This is a genomic window from Streptomyces sp. NPDC043878, assembly GCF_056435735.1.
Genome location: NZ_JBWKDW010000014.1, coordinates 24,486 through 38,825, shown reverse-complemented (window position 1 = coordinate 38,825; position 14,340 = coordinate 24,486). Strand labels below are relative to the sequence as shown.

The window sequence follows — 14,340 nt, the reverse complement described above, 5'->3', positions numbered from 1 at the left end:
CTGGGTCTGCGAGACTGAGCACGAGAAGAAGGAGGAGTTATGGGTAACTTTGGGCTTTTCGTGCGATTCACCCTGCGCGACGGCATGGGGCAGGCATTCGACACCCTGGTGAAGGAGACCGAAGCAGGGATTCAGGCACATGAGCCCGGCACGCTGGTGTACGCCTGCCACACGGTCGAGGGGGCACCCAATGAGCGGATCTTCTTCGAGATCTACGCCGATCGAGCAGCATTCGAGGAACACGAACGCCAGCCGCACACCCTGAGGTTCCTCAGCGAGCGAACGCAGTACATCGAGAAGACTGAGGTCGATTGGCTTGAGTCGTACGCCGGCAAGTACCCGCGCGAGGTCCCGAAGTGAGCGCTCCAGTCCCCACAACCGGGCAGAGGATCAAGGAACTCCGACGCGCCGCCGGCATGTCGCAAAGCGATCTCGCCACCGTCATGGGGCGGTCTGAGAGCTGGGTATCCCAAGTCGAGCGCGGCGTACAGCCTGTTGAGCGACTGTCGATATTGCAAGGGCTTGCCGATGCACTCGGAGTCTCGGTCAGCGAGGTTCGCACGGACGCCGCCGTGTCGCCAGATCCGGAAGAAATCGCACCAGCCCCAGAGAACAACGATCTAGACGGGCTCCGTGTCGCACTCACAGGGCACCCCGCGTTGAGCAGTCTGTTCGGTCGAGGGCCCAGTTCTCCCACTCCGTCTCTTGCCGACTTCCGCCGACTCGTGGACGAGGCGTGGGAGTACGTACACGCGTCGAGCTTTGCGGCTCTGAGCGATCATCTCGCCATGCTGCTCCCCAGCATCGAGGTGGCAGTGCGCCATGCGCCGGCGGCCGACCGCGCCGAGCTGCATTCGCTGAGGGCGCGTACCTACCAGGTGGCCGCCGCGAGCTTCACACGGCAGGACCAGGCGGACGCGGCGTGGGTCGCCTCGGACCGCGCCCTCCAAGCCGCCGAGATGGCAGGCAAGCCCCTGGAGGTCGTTGCCGGTCTGTTCCGCATGGCTCACGCTTTCATGCGGCAACAGCAGATGGACCAGGCCGAACAAGCGGCCAAGTCGGCAGTCGAAGTCCTGGACCCGCGGGTGGAGGACCCCGCCTGCCCTCCCGAGGAGCTGTCACTTCTGGGGGCCATGAACCTCGTGCTGGCAGTGATCAATGCACGGGAAGGCAACCGACCTCAGACCCATGCACACCTCACCCGGGCAGAGGAGATCGCCGAGCGCCTGGGGGAGGACAGGAACGACTTCGACACGGAGTTCGGCCCGACGAACGTCCAGCTCCACGCGGTGAGCACGGCGGTAGAACTCGGAGACGCCGGCTTGGCGCTGGAAGTAGCGGCGGAAGTCGACGCAGGCGGGCTCTCGACTGAACGCCAGGCGCGGTTTCTGCTAGATGTCGCACGGGCCCACGCGCAGCGCCGGCACGTCGGCGAGGCAACCGCCGCGCTCCTGGAAGCCGAAACGGTCGCTCCTGAACAGGTCCACGATCATCACTTGGCCCGGGAAATCGTGCGTGACCTGGTCCAGCTCTCGAACCGGCGCGTACCCGATGCGCTCCGGGAGCTTGCAGAGCGTTGTGCCGTGATCTGACCTGTTACAGGTTTCTCTACCTCATCAAGCCCCGGCTGCGCTCCGCTCCGCCGGGCGCGCTTCCCGGCGCTGGCCGCGCCCGCGCTCCTGCCTTCGGCCCGCTCGGCGCGGCCGACGCCGACGCGCGCCCACATATGGATAGGGCCGGAAGCCATGAGTCGATCACCGTATTGGGCGACCCGCGGTCAAGACGATGCCTCCGGCGGGGGATCGGCCGGCACCGGGATGGAGGGGGCGCCGTTCCCGACTGCGGGTCCGTAGTGGCATGCGCGGGGAGCTTCCGTCCCGTCCGCCGTCGACCCAGGCAGAGCCGAGCAGACGCGGCCCAGGGCGTCCAGGTCGTTCGTACAGTGGCGCGCTCCACCTGGACGCCCTGAACCCCGCCCGCTCCACGGTGTGTGGGTCGACGGCGGACGGGACGGAAGCTGGGGTGAGTGGTGGGTTTGGATGGGTAGCGAAAGCCCGCTCAACGAGAAGGCAGAGCCGGCCGGATTCGAACCAGCGTCCTCGCGGTTTTGGAGACCGCGCGCGACGACCTCTGCGCTACAGCTCTGCCCTGTCCACCATCCTAAGGACTCGCGCCGCTGCCGAGGTAGGTCCCGTACCCATTGGCGTCACCGTGGGTACGAGATCGTCAAATGAGGCCAAATCGCGACCTACTGCGATCTGGTCAGATTCGCTCACACTCAAACCCATGGGGGCGACACGGGATGCCGGCGAGTCGACGTGTCTTCGCTGCGGACGGGCCGACGACTCCGTACGCGAGCGCGGGCGGATCAACCTCATGGCGCGCTACTGCGAGAGATGCTGGAACACACTCGCCAACGAGATGGCCGTGAGCGACGGAGCGACAGCCGCGCCCAGGCCCGAACCCGACCCTGACGACACGGCATGGATTGATCCGCCGGTATGTCCGGTGTGCGGCGTATTGGTTCGCGTATACCCGACGAACTACGATCGCTGGGTCAGCCTCGCCATGGTGGAACTGCCAGCCAAAGACGTCCCAGAGGCCTTCAGGTGGCGTTTGACGAGACTTCCGACCCGATCCCCCATCCCCACCGATATCGTGGCCGTAAGGGTCCGTGGAATTGATCCGCTACCGAGCGAACCCGTCGTGCCGGCTCACAGCATGATCTGCGTTCCCGAGCTCGGTGAGCCGTAGAGGTCTCAGCAGCGGGCGGGAGGTTCGGCCCGTGCCCCCTACGTGTCCGATCGGGCGGCGAGCGGCGGGCAGTGGCGGGGAACAGCGGGGAGCGACCCGGGAACCCGCACGTCAGCGAATCGCCAGCTCAGCCCGGGTCCGCATACGCGATCTTCCAAACTAGCTACGCGGGTTCGATTCCCGTCGCCCGCTCCATACGGCTCAGGGCCAGGTCAGAGGATGATTCCTCCGCCTGGCCCTGAGTGGTTCCCGGGAGTTTTGCCCGGTTCGCCATGGCGCCGCGGCTCCCGGCCGGGGCCGCCGCACCGGCCCCGCGCACGCGGCGTCAGGTGTTCCGGGCGGCATGCGCCAGCGCCCGGACGAACCCGGTGCCTGTGAGCGCGAGCCGGAGCGGCGGCCGTCCGTGCACGACCGGAGGGATCGAGCCGGGGGTGTCACTCGACTTTATGCGGCCTTCGTTCCGGTTTCGTCCGGAAATGACGTCGCGGGTCTAGAACTGGATCGAGTTGAGGGTCTGGGCTATCGAGTCCAGGAAGCGCTGGATGTCGTCGGCCATGCCGGTCGAGGCGAGGAAGAAGCCGAACAGCACGGCGACCACGGCGGGGCCCGCCTTGAGGGAACCTCCCCGGAGCAACACCACCAGGATGATCGCCAACAGCAGCACCACAGACAGTGAAATGGCCACAACTGATCACACCCTCGGTCGGTCCGCTCTCCCGGCCCGGGGACGCAACCCCGTGCACCCCCGCCAGAACCATCGTGCCACCAACAGGGCCCACCCATGCGGCGCGTGACACATCGTTGACCGTCTCTGCTCGGATCCGCGCACGGGAGCCCTCCCCGCCGCACTCGGCGACCAGGTCCCGTACGACATTCGGAGGGCGGACCCGCACAGGGAATTCACCGAGATCGTTTCCGTGTCCACACACCCCGTACGCAGGTAATTCGAATTGCCCGCACAGGGGCGTCCAGGCGCTGTCCAGCGCCGTGGCGAATGGTTAGTTTATGCACCATTTAGTCATGACGAATCATGACAATACACAAGCGCGCGCCGAGCCGATCGGGTATCCCGAGATGTGTTGCCCATCACCCCGCAGGCGAGGCCGACTTCCTCGAATCCGGGGTATGCGCGACGAATAAACAGAAATGACGTCGAGGGTTTTACGGAAACCCACAGTGAACGCTAGGGTGCCTCAGATGTTCCACGCTGCCCCGTCCCCCGAACGTGCAGCGAGGTCCCGGATCCTCTCCCCCGGTTTCCGTCGGGAGGGTCTGTGACGAACTCGCCGCGACCGCACGGTCACACCCGAACCCCGCTCCCCCCGGCGCAGCCGCCGGCGGACGGAGTGCCGAGTCCGCGCTCGCCGCACGGCCGGCACAGGCCGGAGGACCGGCCGGAGAGACCGGACAGCGCGGGCGCACCGGGCAGGCGGCGCGACGCGTTCTTCGACAACGCGAAGTACCTGGCGATCGTGCTCGTCGCCATGGGGCACTCCTGGGAGCCCCTCAAGGGGGACAGCCGGATCCTCGAAGGGCTGTACACGGTCGTCTACAGCTTCCACATGCCGGCGTTCATCATCATCTCCGGCTTCTTCTCGCGCGGCTTCGACATGCGTCCCGACCGGCTGAAGCGGCTGATCACCGGCGTCGTCGTGCCGTACGTCGTCTTCGAGACCGCGTACCCGCTCTTCAAGCGCTTCGCCGACCACGATCCGCACCAGGAGATCAGCCTCCTCGACCCCTGGTACCTGACCTGGTTCCTGGTGGCGCTGTTCGTCTGGCGGCTGACCACGCCCGTCTGGAAGCTGGTGCGTCATCCGCTTCCGCTCGCGCTCGGTGTGGCGATGCTGGCGACCGTCACGCCGGACATCGGCGACGACCTCGACCTGCAGCGGGTGCTGCAGTTCCTGCCGTACTTCGTGCTCGGTCTGTGCCTGAAGCCCGAGCACTTCCGGCTGGTACGCCGGCGCTCTATGCGGATCGCGGCGGTACCGGTGTTCGCGCTCGCGCTGGCCGTCGGCTGGTGGGCGGTGCCGCGCATGAACACGGCGTGGTTCTACCACCGCGACGCCGCGCAGGAGTTGGGCGCGCCCTGGTGGGTCGGGCCGGTCATGGTGCTGGCCATGTTCGGCTGCTCGCTGCTGCTGACCGCCTGCTTCTTCGCCTGGGTGCCGGGCCGCACGCTCTGGTTCACCGCGCTCGGCGCGGGCACGCTCTACGGCTACCTGCTGCACGGCTTCCTCATCAAGGGCGCCGACTACGCGGGCTGGTTCGACCACCCCTGGCTGCACCGACCGCTCGGTGAGATCGTCGTGACCGCGCTCGCGGCCACCGCCGTCACCCTGCTGTGCACCCGGCCCGTCCAGCGGGTCTTCCGGTTCGCGATGGAGCCCAGGATGGCGTGGGCCTTCCGGCCGGATCCCGCCGAACTGGCCCGCGAACGCGAGAAGCGGGAGCACCGCTCCGGCGGCGCGGGCGCCGGGAACCGGCGGGCGGACCGCGAGAAGGTCGACGCCTGAGGGCTGTCCTACGCGTCGTCCGCCACCGGACCGAGGAGTGCGCGCATCCGTGCGTACTTCTCGGTCAGTCGTTTACGGGTGGGCTCGTCGAGGACCGCGAGGCGCGCCGGGTCCGCGTTGTGGGCGAGGTCGGCCTGCTTCACCAGGAGGGCGCCGGGTGTGGCGCGGATACGCCCCGCGTACGCCTCGGGCGGTTCCCCCGCCCGCTTGGTGAGGGCCAGCACGATGTCCTTCGTACGGCGGCTCAGGGCGGCCTCGCGCAGCCACTGTTCGGTGAGCGCGTGGTCCTCGACGGCGTCGTGCAGCCAGGCCGCCGCGATCTGGTCGTCGTCGCCGCCGCGCTCCCGTACGCCGTCCGCGACCGCCTGGAGGTGTTCGGCGTACGGCCGTCCGGCCTTGTCGGTCTGGCCCTGGTGGGCGGCGCGGGCGGTGGCCTCTACTTCGGCCGGGGTCAGCTGCGAGGTGTGCGTCACCCGGCCAGTGTGTCGCGCCGGGGCGCCGTACGGTTCAGCGGGGCGCCGCCTGGGCCGTGGGGCCCTCCCGGCAGATCAGCAGCAGCGCCCGGTCGTCGTTGACGTCCTTGGCCACCGCCTCGATCAGGTGCCAGGCGGCGCCGTGGAAGCCGCCGGCGACATAGCGGTCGGCCTCGCCGGTGAGGCGGTCGATGCCCTCGACGATGTCCCGCTCGGACGTCTCCACCAGTCCGTCCGTGAACAGCATCAACACGTCGCCCGGGCGGAGCGAGCCCTTCACCGGATGGAACTGGGCGCCGTCGTACACACCGAGGAGCGGGCCGTCGGCGGCCTTCTCCTCCCAGCGACCGCTGCCGGCGCTGAGCTGCAGCCCCGGCGGATGTCCGGCGGAGTAGAGCTCGTAGTCGCCGGAGTCGAGGTCGAGGACGAGGTGGATGGAGGTCGCGAAGCCCTCGTCCCAGTCCTGGCGGAGCAGGTAGCCGTTCGCGGCCGGGAGGAAGGCGTGCGGCGGCAGGGACCCCAGCAGGCCGCCGAAGGCGCCGGACAGCAGCAGGGCGCGGGAGCCGGCGTCCATGCCCTTGCCGGACACGTCGGTCAGGACGACTTCCATGGTGCGCCCGCCGTTGGTCCGGGCGGCGACGACGAAGTCGCCGGAGAACGACTGGCCGCCCGCCGGCCGCAGCGCCATCTCCCGGTGCCAGCCCTGCGGCAGCTGCGGCAGCTTGCTCTGGACACGGATGCGTTCCCGCAGGTCGAACAGCATGGTGCCGCCGCGCCGCCAGGGCACGCCGACCCGGCTGCGGAACTGGGCGATGAGCAGGCCGAAGAAGCCGCAGGCGGCGACCACCAGCACCACGCCGGGGGTGACCCGCGAGGGCCCCTCGGTGTACGGGCCCAGCCGCACCGACTCCACGATCAGAGCGGTGGCCGCGGCCGCGTACAGGCCGAGCAGGCTCGCGGGGCGCAGCAGCAGACCGCCCGCCACGATCGGCAGGACCAGCGCGGCCGGGGAGCACCACACCGAGTTGGCGAGTGTGGTGGCCGTGATCACGGGCACGGTGAACAGCAGACCGGCCAGTGCGACCCAGTCCGAACCGTCCCCGCGGAAGTAGTCGACGGCACTTCTGCGCAGGCCGACGCGAGCCCGGTGCCACTGCATCTTCAACCGGGCCGTGAACGTGTCGGCTTCCGCGCGCCGTTCTCGTCCTGCTGCCATTAGTTCGGGACCCTATCCATCGGACCAGGTTCTTGGCACGGGAGGTCCCACTTGTCCCCCGTCCGAGGCTCAACTCACAGTGAACTTCACAGAATGCCGTCGCGCCGCCCCCAAGGCGAAATTCCCTCGCTCGTCCCGCAATGCCCTGCTAAGCATGGTCCATGGGGACTGATATGCGGGTACTGCGGCGGGACGAGTGGGACGAGTGGTATGACAGCCTGCTCCGCGGCTTCGGCGGTGTCCCGGAACCGGCCGAGGAACGGGCGGTGTTCCGCGAGCTCACCGAGATCGACCGGTCCCTCGGCGTCTGGGACGGCGACGCGTGCGTGGGTACGGCGGGGGCGTTCCGTTTCCGCCTGACCGTGCCCGGCGGCGCGCCGGTGCCCGCCGCGGGCGTCACCATGGTGAGCGTGGCGGCCACCCACCGGCGGCGCGGGGTCCTGCGGTCCTTGATGCGGCGGCAGTTGGACGACATACGATCCTGGGGCGAGCCGCTGGCCGTGCTGACGGCCTCCGAGCCCGCGATCTACGGCCGCTTCGGGTACGGCGCCGCGACGCGTCACGTCAACGCGCGGATCGACACCGACCGGGTGCGGCTGACCGTGCCGGCCGGCACCGATGACGTACGGCTGCGGTACGCGGATCCCGCCGACGCCCTGGAGGCGTGCGAGGCGGTGTACGCGCGGCTGGTGTCGCGCCGGCCGGGAATGGTGGCGCGGAACCCGGGCTGGGAGCGGCTGTGGGTGCTGGACCCGGAGAGCGGCCGGGACGGGGCCTCGCCGCTGCAGTGCGTGCTCGCGGAACGGGACGGCGAGGTCGTCGGCTACGCGCGCTTCCGGATCAAGGCGGACTGGGAGCCGGCGGGGCCCAGGGGCACGGTGGTCGCGCAGGACGTGGAAGCGCTGGACCCGGCGGCGCACGCCGCGCTGTGGCGGTTCCTGTTCGACATCGACCTGACGTCGGCGATCGACACCCGGCGGCGGCCGGTGGACGAGCCCTGGCAGTACCTGGTGTCCGACGTACGGCGGTGCTCACTGCTGGTGCGGGACTCGCTGTACGTGCGGCTGGTGGACGTCGGGGCCGCGTTGCGGGCGCGGACCTATCAGGCGCCGGTGGACGTCGTGCTGGAGGTCGAGGACGCCTTCTGCCCCTGGAACGCGGGGCGCTGGCGGCTGAGCGGGGACGCGAAGGGGGCGTCCTGCGAACGCACCGGGGACGCGGCCGATCTCGCCCTGTCCGTCAGGGAGTTGGGCGCGGCCTATCTCGGTGGGGTGAGTCTGGCCGCGCTGGGCGGCGCCGGACTGGTGCGGGAGCTGCGGCAGGGCGCGCTGGCGGAGGCGGCCCTGGGGTTCGGGTCGGCGGTGGCGCCCTGGCTGCCGCACGGCTTCTGACGACGGCCGGGCCGGCGTCCGGTCACGTCCGCTGGCAGGCGGGGCACCAGAAGAGGTTGCGGGCGGCGAGATCGGCGGTGCGGATCTCGCCGCCACAGATGTGGCAGGGCCGGTTCACCCTGCGGTAGACGTACACCTCGCCGCCGTGGTCGTCGACGCGCGGCGGGCGGCCCATCGCCTCGGGGGTGTGTTCCGGCCGGACGGTGTCGATGCGGTTGTGGCGGACCCCCTCACGCATGAGGGCGACCAGGTCGGCCCAGATCGCCTCCCACTCGGCCGGCGTGAGGTCCCGGCCGGCGCGGTAGGGGTCGATGCCGTGCCGGAAGAGGACCTCGGCGCGGTAGACGTTGCCCACGCCCGCGATGACCTTCTGGTCCATCAGCAGGGCGGCGATCGTCGTCCGGCTGCGGGAGATCCGGCGGTAGGCCGCCCCGGGGTCGGCGTCCGGGCGCAGCGGGTCGGGGCCGAGGCGGGCGTGTATCGCGTCCTTCTCGGCGTCCGTGATCAGGGCGCAGGTGGTGGGGCCGCGGAGGTCGAGGTAGGACGCGGTGTCGGCCAGGCGCAGCCGGACGGTGTCGGTGGGCGGCGGCGCGGGGGCCGGGCCGAAGGTGACCTTGCCGAACAGGCCGAGGTGGATGTGGACCCAGTCGGCGTCCCGGAAACCCAGGAACAGGTGCTTGCCGTGGGCGTCGGCGGCGCTCAGCGCGTGGCCGTCTAGGAGGGCCGCCGCGTCGGTGAACTTGCCCTGGGGGCTCGTCACCCGCGTGGGCCGGCCGGCGAAGCGCGCGGAGCAGTCCTGCGCGAGCCGGTGGATCGTGTGCCCCTCTGGCACCTGGCTCTGTCCTTTCCCCCCACCTGCCCCACCCGTCGCGGTCGCCGACGGGCGGGCCTGCGACTGCCGTTACCGCTGCGGGTGGTGGGCCGGGATCGGGGGCAGGTCGCCCGTCGTCTCGTACGCCGACAGCATGTCGATACGGCGGACGTGGCGCTCGTCGCCCGAGAACGGGGTGGCGAGGAAGGTCTCGACGAACTTCGTCGCCTCTTCCCGCGTGTGCATGCGCGCGCCCACCGCGACGACGTTGGCGTTGTTGTGCTGCCGGCCGAGGGAGGCGGTCTCCTCGCTCCAGGCCAGCGCGGCGCGCACGCCCTTCACCTTGTTCGCCGCGATCTGCTCGCCGTTGCCGGAACCGCCGATCACGATGCCGAGGGCGTCCGGGTCCGCGGCCGTCCGTTCGGCGGCGCGGAGGCAGAACGGCGGGTAGTCGTCCTGGGCGTCGTAGATGTGCGGACCGCAGTCCACGGGGTCATGGCCGGCCGCCTCGAGCCATTCCACGAGGTGGTTCTTGAGTTCGAGGCCGGCATGGTCGGAACCGAGATACACACGCATGGTCCGAGTGTGACATGACTGTTTCCGGGCGGCAGCTTCGGGGGCGGACCCAGAGATTGTCCGGAAACACCAAGGAACCTCAAGAAAACCTCAAGTAACGATCTGGATTCAAAGGTTCACGAATTCATTTGCCTCCGTTTCACTGGACCGACCCGTACACCGCTCGTACGGGAGACAGCACACCCGGCGCAAAGGAATTCCGTCCATGACCACGCAGCCGACCCTCCCCGAGGCCGGTCACGCGCCAGGAGCCCCCGGCGAACCCGACGGCGGCCTCCAGGCGGGACTCAAGAACCGTCACCTGTCGATGATCGCCATCGGCGGTGTCATCGGAGCCGGCCTGTTCGTGGGGTCCAGTTCCGGCATCGCCACCGCCGGACCCGGCATCCTCCTGTCGTACGCGCTCGTCGGCACGCTCGTCGTCCTCGTGATGCGCATGCTCGGCGAGATGTCCGCGGCCAACCCCACCTCCGGCTCCTTCTCCGCACACGCCGACCGGGCCCTCGGCCGCTGGGCCGGCTTCTCCATCGGCTGGCTCTACTGGTTCTTCTGGGTCGTCGTACTGGCCGTCGAGGCCACCGCGGGCGCCAAGATCCTGGAGTCCTGGATCCCCGCCGTACCGCAGTGGGGATGGGCACTCCTGGTGATGGTGGTGCTGACCGCCACCAACCTCGTCTCCGTGGGCTCCTACGGCGAGTTCGAGTTCTGGTTCGCCGGCATCAAGGTCGTGGCGATCGGCGCGTTCATCGTCGTCGGCGCGCTCGCGGTGTTCGGCGTGCTGCCCGGCGCCCACAGTGACAAGGCCGGGCTCGGCAACCTCACCGACCACGGCGGCTTCCTGCCGCACGGCCCCGGCGCCATCCTGACCGGTGTGCTGCTCGTCGTCTTCTCCTTCATGGGCAGCGAGATCGCGACGCTGGCCGCCGGCGAGTCCGAGGACCCGCAGCGCGCCGTCACCAAGTCGACCAACAGCATCATCTGGCGGATCGGCGTCTTCTACCTGGGCTCGATCCTGGTCGTCGTCACGCTGCTGCCGTGGAACGACCCGTCGATCAAGGAGAAGGGCTCGTACGTCGCCGCCCTCGACTCCCTCGGCATCGCGCACGCCGGTCAGATCATGAACTTCATCGTGCTGACCTCGGTGCTGTCCTGCCTCAACTCCGGCCTCTACACGGCCTCCCGCATGGCCTTCTCGCTCGGCCGGCGGGGCGACGCGCCGAAGGCGTTCGCACGCACCAACTCCCGCGGTGTGCCGATGGCGGCGATCCTCGCGTCCGTCGTGTTCGGCTTCGTGGCCGTCTTCTTCAACTACAGGTTCCCGGACTCCGTCTTCCTCTTCCTCGTCAACTCCAGTGGCGCGGTGGCCCTGTTCGTCTGGCTGGTGATCTGCTTCTCGCAGCTGCGCATGCGGAAGATCATCCAGGCGGAGGCGCCGGAGAAGCTCGTCGTCAAGATGTGGCTGTACCCGTATCTGACCTGGGCGACGGCCGCGCTGATCGTGTTCGTGCTGGGCTACATGCTCACCGACACCGAGCACGACGGGCGTGAGACGGTCCTGCTGTCACTGCTGGTCGCGGCGGCCGTGATCGTCGTCGCCCTGGTGAAGGAGAAGGTCGGCGGGCGCCGGTCCCTCGACGTGGCGGCGCGCCGCTGAACAAGCGGTCCGGGGGGGGGGGGGGGGGGGGGGGGGGGGGGGGGGGGGGGGGGGGGGGGGGGGGTCGGCCCCCCCCCCCCCCCCCCCCCCCCCCCCCCCCCCCGCCCCTTTTCCGACCCGCCGCGTTCACAGGACGGTGAAGCCGTCCTTCACCCTGTCGTAGACGTCGAGCGCCTGCCGCTCGACGTCGGGCTCGTACCAGGTGTTGATCTGGTACGACTTCCCGTCCACGTCGAAGCCCAGCAGCCGGGCGTGCCAGGGAACGCCCTGGAGTGTGAACGTGTACTCCCACACGACCGCCCGGTGACCGCGGAACGTGGTCTCCTCCAGACGGACCTTGCGGTAGTCCCGCCCCTGGCGGGCGTTCTGTTCCGAGGTCCGCCAGGTGTCCATCAGGTCACCCCGGGCCAGGGACGACTTGGCGGCGAGTTCCTGCTTGCCGTCCGGGGAGGTGTAGTGGACCTCCGCTCCCGTCTGCACGTCCCGGCGCCAGTTGCGCGGCGGCCCCCAGGCGTACCCGCCCGCCTCCCGGTGCGTGCCCGGGGGCAGGGTCTGCGGCCTGGACGTGCCCTCGACGGTCGGGGACGGACTGTCTGCCGGGGTGCTCACGGAGGCCGCCGAGGTCGCCGAGGCCGGGCCGGAGGCGGAGGAGCCGGCCCGATCACCGTCGGGCGCACCGGAGTTGGCGGTGAGGACCATCGCCACGACCGCCCCCGCGGCGAGCAGGCCCGCGCCGAGGGCGAGTCCGCTCCGGCGCCGGCCGCGCGGTCCGCGCCGGGGGCCGGCCGGAACGGTGGGGGCGGGCGGAACGGTGGGGGCGGGCGGCATGCCCGGGGGTGTGCCGCCCTCGCGCTTCCCCTCCGGCGCCCCGTCCGGGCGCGCCTCGTCCGGGCGCGCCTCGTCCGGAGGTGAACCGTCCGGAGGCGCCCCGGGCCCGGGGCGTCGTTCGGTCACCGCCTCGGCGCGGGACAGCGAGACGACGGCCCGGCGGGGCGGCGCCCCGGCGTCCGACCGGAGCGACGAGACCACCTCGGTGGAGGCGCTGGGCACGGCGTCCCCACCCGCCCCGGCGCCCTCCTCCGTACCCTCCTCCACGTGACCCGCCTGCCCCGGCAACTGCTCCGGGCCGACCCGGAGCGTGGGCGTGGGCGTGGCGATCGGCGCCGTGGCCGCGTGCAGGGCCGTCTCCACGTCGTCGAGGGAAGGCCGGACCGACGGCTCCTTCTCCAGCAGCGCGGCCAGGATCTCGCGCAACGGTCCGGCACCGGCGGGGAGTTCGGGCTCTTCGTAGAGGACGGCGTGCAGCGTCGCCAGCGTGGTGTCGCGGGAGAACGGGGAGCGGCCGCCCAGGGCCGCGCACAGGGTCGCGCCCAGCGACCACACGTCGGACGGCGGCCCCTGCGGGCGTCCGGAGACCCGCTCGGGGGCCATGTAGTCGGGCGAGCCGACGAGCATGCCCACCATGGTGAGGGCCGTGGTGTCCTGGATGGCGGCGATACCGAAGTCGGTCAGCACGACGCGCCGCGCCCCGCGCTCGACCAGGACGTTGCCGGGCTTGATGTCTCGGTGCAGGACGCCCCGCGCGTGCACCTGGCGCAGCGCCTCCACCAGCCCCAGTCCGATCCGGGCGGCCTCGCGCGGACCCAGCGGCCCCTCCTCCGCCAGGAGTCCTTCGAGTGAGCGGCCGGCGATCAGCTCCATGACGATCCACAGGCGTTCGCCCTCGTCGACGACGTCGTAGACCCGGACGACGTTGGGATGGTCGATGCGGGCGGAGGCCCTGGCCTCGCGCAGGGTGCGCTCACGGCGGGTGCGGGTGTCCTCGGCGTCGAGGCCGTCTATGCGCATCTCCTTGACGGCGACCGGCCGGTCCAGCATTTCGTCGGCGGCTCGCCACACGCGCCCCATTCCCCCCTGGCCGATGCTTTCGACCAGCCGATAACGCCCCGTCACGAGTAACCCCGGAACGCCACCGCTTCTCGTGTTTCCCGTATTCCCCGGCAATCCGCTCACCCCCTCGACGATCTCCCCCGCACCGCAAGCACCCCGCCGACGCCCCGCCATTGCCCCGGCAGCGTCCCGACGGGAACACAATGGTCACACTTCAGGCCGTACCAGCATAGTGCGGAGAAATCTTGTGGTACCTCTTCAAGTACTGCGAATTCAGGCGCAGCCAAGGGGGACGAACATGAGTTCTCGTCGTACGACGACCATCGTGGGGTCGCTGGTCGCGGCTTCTTTCTCGGCGGTGATGATCTTTTCCTACACCGCCGGCGCGGACGACCAGGGGCCCGGGAGCAGCAAGGGGGGAAAGGCCGTGGGCGCGGCGCCCGCGGGTGTGCGGCTGACCACGTCGCTGCCGGAGAGGATCTCCGTCGACAACAGTTCGGAAAAGACGGCGATCACCGCTTCGGTGAATAACCGGGGAACCAAGGACAGCGGAAAGATCCGTCTATTGGTCGTCGGTTTCGACGGCCTTACGGTCAAGAACGTTCACGGCTGTTCTCCGATCGACAAAAAGGATCTGCCGAAGGGCTCGAACAGCGGTTTCTCCTGCTCTGTCGACCATCTCGCGGCCGGTACGTCGAAGTCGTTCCCGGTCGACGCGACCTTCGATCTCGCAAAGACCGGGAAGATCTGCCTGCCCGTGCAGACCGGCGACGGAGAGAAGACGTACTGGCAGCAGGGCCCGGTTCCGTTCGGGACGACCAATCCGTCGCCGAACGCCCCGGCCACCCCACTGCTGCTCGGCACCGACAACACACCCGTGGGACCCGGCGGCGACGCGTTGCCGAAGACCGGTGTCGGCCGTGACGTCCTGCCGCTCGGGACGGCGGGCATGGCGCTGCTGACGGCCGGGGCCGCCGGGCTCTGGTGGTCGCGGCGGCGGCCCGCGCCACGGGAGGTCTGAGCCGGCGCGAGAACGGAGGCATGACCCGGCGGCTC

Annotated in this window: 13 protein-coding genes, 1 tRNA gene and 1 pseudogene; 8 read left to right on the top strand and 7 right to left on the bottom strand. The window is 70.2% G+C overall.

The window, feature by feature from the left end:
* The first annotated feature begins 39 nt into the window (after positions 1 to 39).
* From AC07AZ_RS20330 to AC07AZ_RS20320, 3 genes and pseudogenes are all read left to right on the top strand, one after another.
* Positions 40 to 360 carry a putative quinol monooxygenase gene (locus AC07AZ_RS20330; protein WP_478849622.1) on the top strand — a complete coding sequence of 107 codons (321 nt, stop codon included), beginning with the start codon at positions 40 to 42 and terminating at the stop codon, positions 358 to 360.
* A pseudogene (locus AC07AZ_RS20325) lies at positions 357 to 548 on the top strand (helix-turn-helix domain-containing protein); the annotation flags it as partial. The gene AC07AZ_RS20330 and the pseudogene AC07AZ_RS20325, both read left to right, overlap by 4 nt.
* A gap of 240 nt (positions 549 to 788) precedes the next feature.
* A complete protein-coding gene (locus tag AC07AZ_RS20320; RefSeq protein ID WP_478849942.1) occupies positions 789 to 1,592 on the top strand; it encodes a transcriptional regulator in 804 nt (267 codons plus the stop codon).
* 478 nt (positions 1,593 to 2,070) lie between these two features.
* Here the strand turns inward: AC07AZ_RS20320 and AC07AZ_RS20315 are convergent.
* Positions 2,071 to 2,145, bottom strand: a tRNA-Trp gene (locus AC07AZ_RS20315).
* A 141-nt stretch (positions 2,146 to 2,286) separates the two neighbouring features.
* On the opposite strand from AC07AZ_RS20315, the gene AC07AZ_RS20310 reads away from it, so the two are divergent.
* Positions 2,287 to 2,754: a DUF6083 domain-containing protein gene (locus AC07AZ_RS20310; protein ID WP_478849620.1), complete on the top strand. Its 468-nt coding sequence runs from the start codon at positions 2,287 to 2,289 to the stop codon at positions 2,752 to 2,754.
* A 490-nt stretch (positions 2,755 to 3,244) separates the two neighbouring features.
* Here AC07AZ_RS20310 and AC07AZ_RS20305 read toward each other — a convergent pair whose 3' ends face one another.
* A complete protein-coding gene (locus AC07AZ_RS20305) occupies positions 3,245 to 3,439 on the bottom strand; it encodes a hypothetical protein (RefSeq protein ID WP_478849618.1) in 195 nt (64 codons plus the stop codon).
* 661 nt (positions 3,440 to 4,100) lie between these two features.
* Here AC07AZ_RS20305 and AC07AZ_RS20300 point away from each other — a divergent pair.
* Entirely contained in the window at positions 4,101 to 5,273 is a 1,173-nt protein-coding gene (locus tag AC07AZ_RS20300; RefSeq protein WP_478849616.1) for an acyltransferase family protein, read from the top strand.
* A gap of 8 nt (positions 5,274 to 5,281) precedes the next feature.
* On the opposite strand, the gene AC07AZ_RS20295 is transcribed toward AC07AZ_RS20300, so the two are convergent.
* Positions 5,282 to 5,746, bottom strand: a complete 465-nt coding sequence (locus tag AC07AZ_RS20295; RefSeq protein ID WP_478849614.1) for an HD domain-containing protein — start codon at positions 5,744 to 5,746, stop codon at positions 5,282 to 5,284.
* Positions 5,747 to 5,780: 34 nt separating this feature from the next.
* Positions 5,781 to 6,962: a SpoIIE family protein phosphatase gene (locus tag AC07AZ_RS20290; RefSeq protein ID WP_478849612.1), complete on the bottom strand. Its 1,182-nt coding sequence runs from the start codon at positions 6,960 to 6,962 to the stop codon at positions 5,781 to 5,783.
* 161 nt (positions 6,963 to 7,123) lie between these two features.
* Between AC07AZ_RS20290 and AC07AZ_RS20285 the strand changes: the two genes are divergently transcribed.
* Positions 7,124 to 8,353, top strand: a complete 1,230-nt coding sequence (locus tag AC07AZ_RS20285; protein WP_478849610.1) for a GNAT family N-acetyltransferase — start codon at positions 7,124 to 7,126, stop codon at positions 8,351 to 8,353.
* 22 nt (positions 8,354 to 8,375) lie between these two features.
* Here AC07AZ_RS20285 and AC07AZ_RS20280 read toward each other — a convergent pair whose 3' ends face one another.
* Both AC07AZ_RS20280 and AC07AZ_RS20275 read right to left on the bottom strand, forming a co-directional pair.
* A complete protein-coding gene (locus AC07AZ_RS20280) occupies positions 8,376 to 9,185 on the bottom strand; it encodes an Fpg/Nei family DNA glycosylase (protein WP_478849608.1) in 810 nt (269 codons plus the stop codon).
* 69 nt (positions 9,186 to 9,254) lie between these two features.
* Positions 9,255 to 9,740 carry a ribose-5-phosphate isomerase gene (locus tag AC07AZ_RS20275; RefSeq protein WP_478849606.1) on the bottom strand — a complete coding sequence of 162 codons (486 nt, stop codon included), beginning with the start codon at positions 9,738 to 9,740 and terminating at the stop codon, positions 9,255 to 9,257.
* A gap of 205 nt (positions 9,741 to 9,945) precedes the next feature.
* Between AC07AZ_RS20275 and AC07AZ_RS20270 the strand changes: the two genes are divergently transcribed.
* Positions 9,946 to 11,394, top strand: coding sequence for an amino acid permease (locus tag AC07AZ_RS20270; protein WP_478849604.1), 1,449 nt, complete (start codon positions 9,946 to 9,948; stop codon positions 11,392 to 11,394).
* Between the two features lie 126 nt (positions 11,395 to 11,520).
* Here the strand turns inward: AC07AZ_RS20270 and AC07AZ_RS20265 are convergent, their stop codons facing one another.
* Positions 11,521 to 13,458: a serine/threonine-protein kinase gene (locus AC07AZ_RS20265; protein ID WP_478849602.1), complete on the bottom strand. Its 1,938-nt coding sequence runs from the start codon at positions 13,456 to 13,458 to the stop codon at positions 11,521 to 11,523.
* Positions 13,459 to 13,582: 124 nt separating this feature from the next.
* Between AC07AZ_RS20265 and AC07AZ_RS20260 the strand changes: the two genes are divergently transcribed.
* Positions 13,583 to 14,305, top strand: coding sequence for an LPXTG cell wall anchor domain-containing protein (locus tag AC07AZ_RS20260; protein WP_478849932.1), 723 nt, complete (start codon positions 13,583 to 13,585; stop codon positions 14,303 to 14,305).
* The last annotated feature ends 35 nt before the right edge of the window (positions 14,306 to 14,340 follow it).

Coding starts and splice junctions, on each gene's coding strand:
- AC07AZ_RS20330 (WP_478849622.1), top strand. CDS start 40: ATGGGTAACTTTGGGCTTTTCGTGCGATTCACCCTGCGCGACGGCATG.
- AC07AZ_RS20320 (WP_478849942.1), top strand. CDS start 789: ATGCTGCTCCCCAGCATCGAGGTGGCAGTGCGCCATGCGCCGGCGGCC.
- AC07AZ_RS20310 (WP_478849620.1), top strand. CDS start 2,287: ATGGGGGCGACACGGGATGCCGGCGAGTCGACGTGTCTTCGCTGCGGA.
- AC07AZ_RS20290 (WP_478849612.1), bottom strand. CDS start 6,962: ATGGCAGCAGGACGAGAACGGCGCGCGGAAGCCGACACGTTCACGGCC.
- AC07AZ_RS20285 (WP_478849610.1), top strand. CDS start 7,124: ATGGGGACTGATATGCGGGTACTGCGGCGGGACGAGTGGGACGAGTGG.
- AC07AZ_RS20275 (WP_478849606.1), bottom strand. CDS start 9,740: ATGCGTGTGTATCTCGGTTCCGACCATGCCGGCCTCGAACTCAAGAAC.
- AC07AZ_RS20270 (WP_478849604.1), top strand. CDS start 9,946: ATGACCACGCAGCCGACCCTCCCCGAGGCCGGTCACGCGCCAGGAGCC.
- AC07AZ_RS20265 (WP_478849602.1), bottom strand. CDS start 13,458: ATGGCGGGGCGTCGGCGGGGTGCTTGCGGTGCGGGGGAGATCGTCGAG.
- AC07AZ_RS20260 (WP_478849932.1), top strand. CDS start 13,583: ATGAGTTCTCGTCGTACGACGACCATCGTGGGGTCGCTGGTCGCGGCT.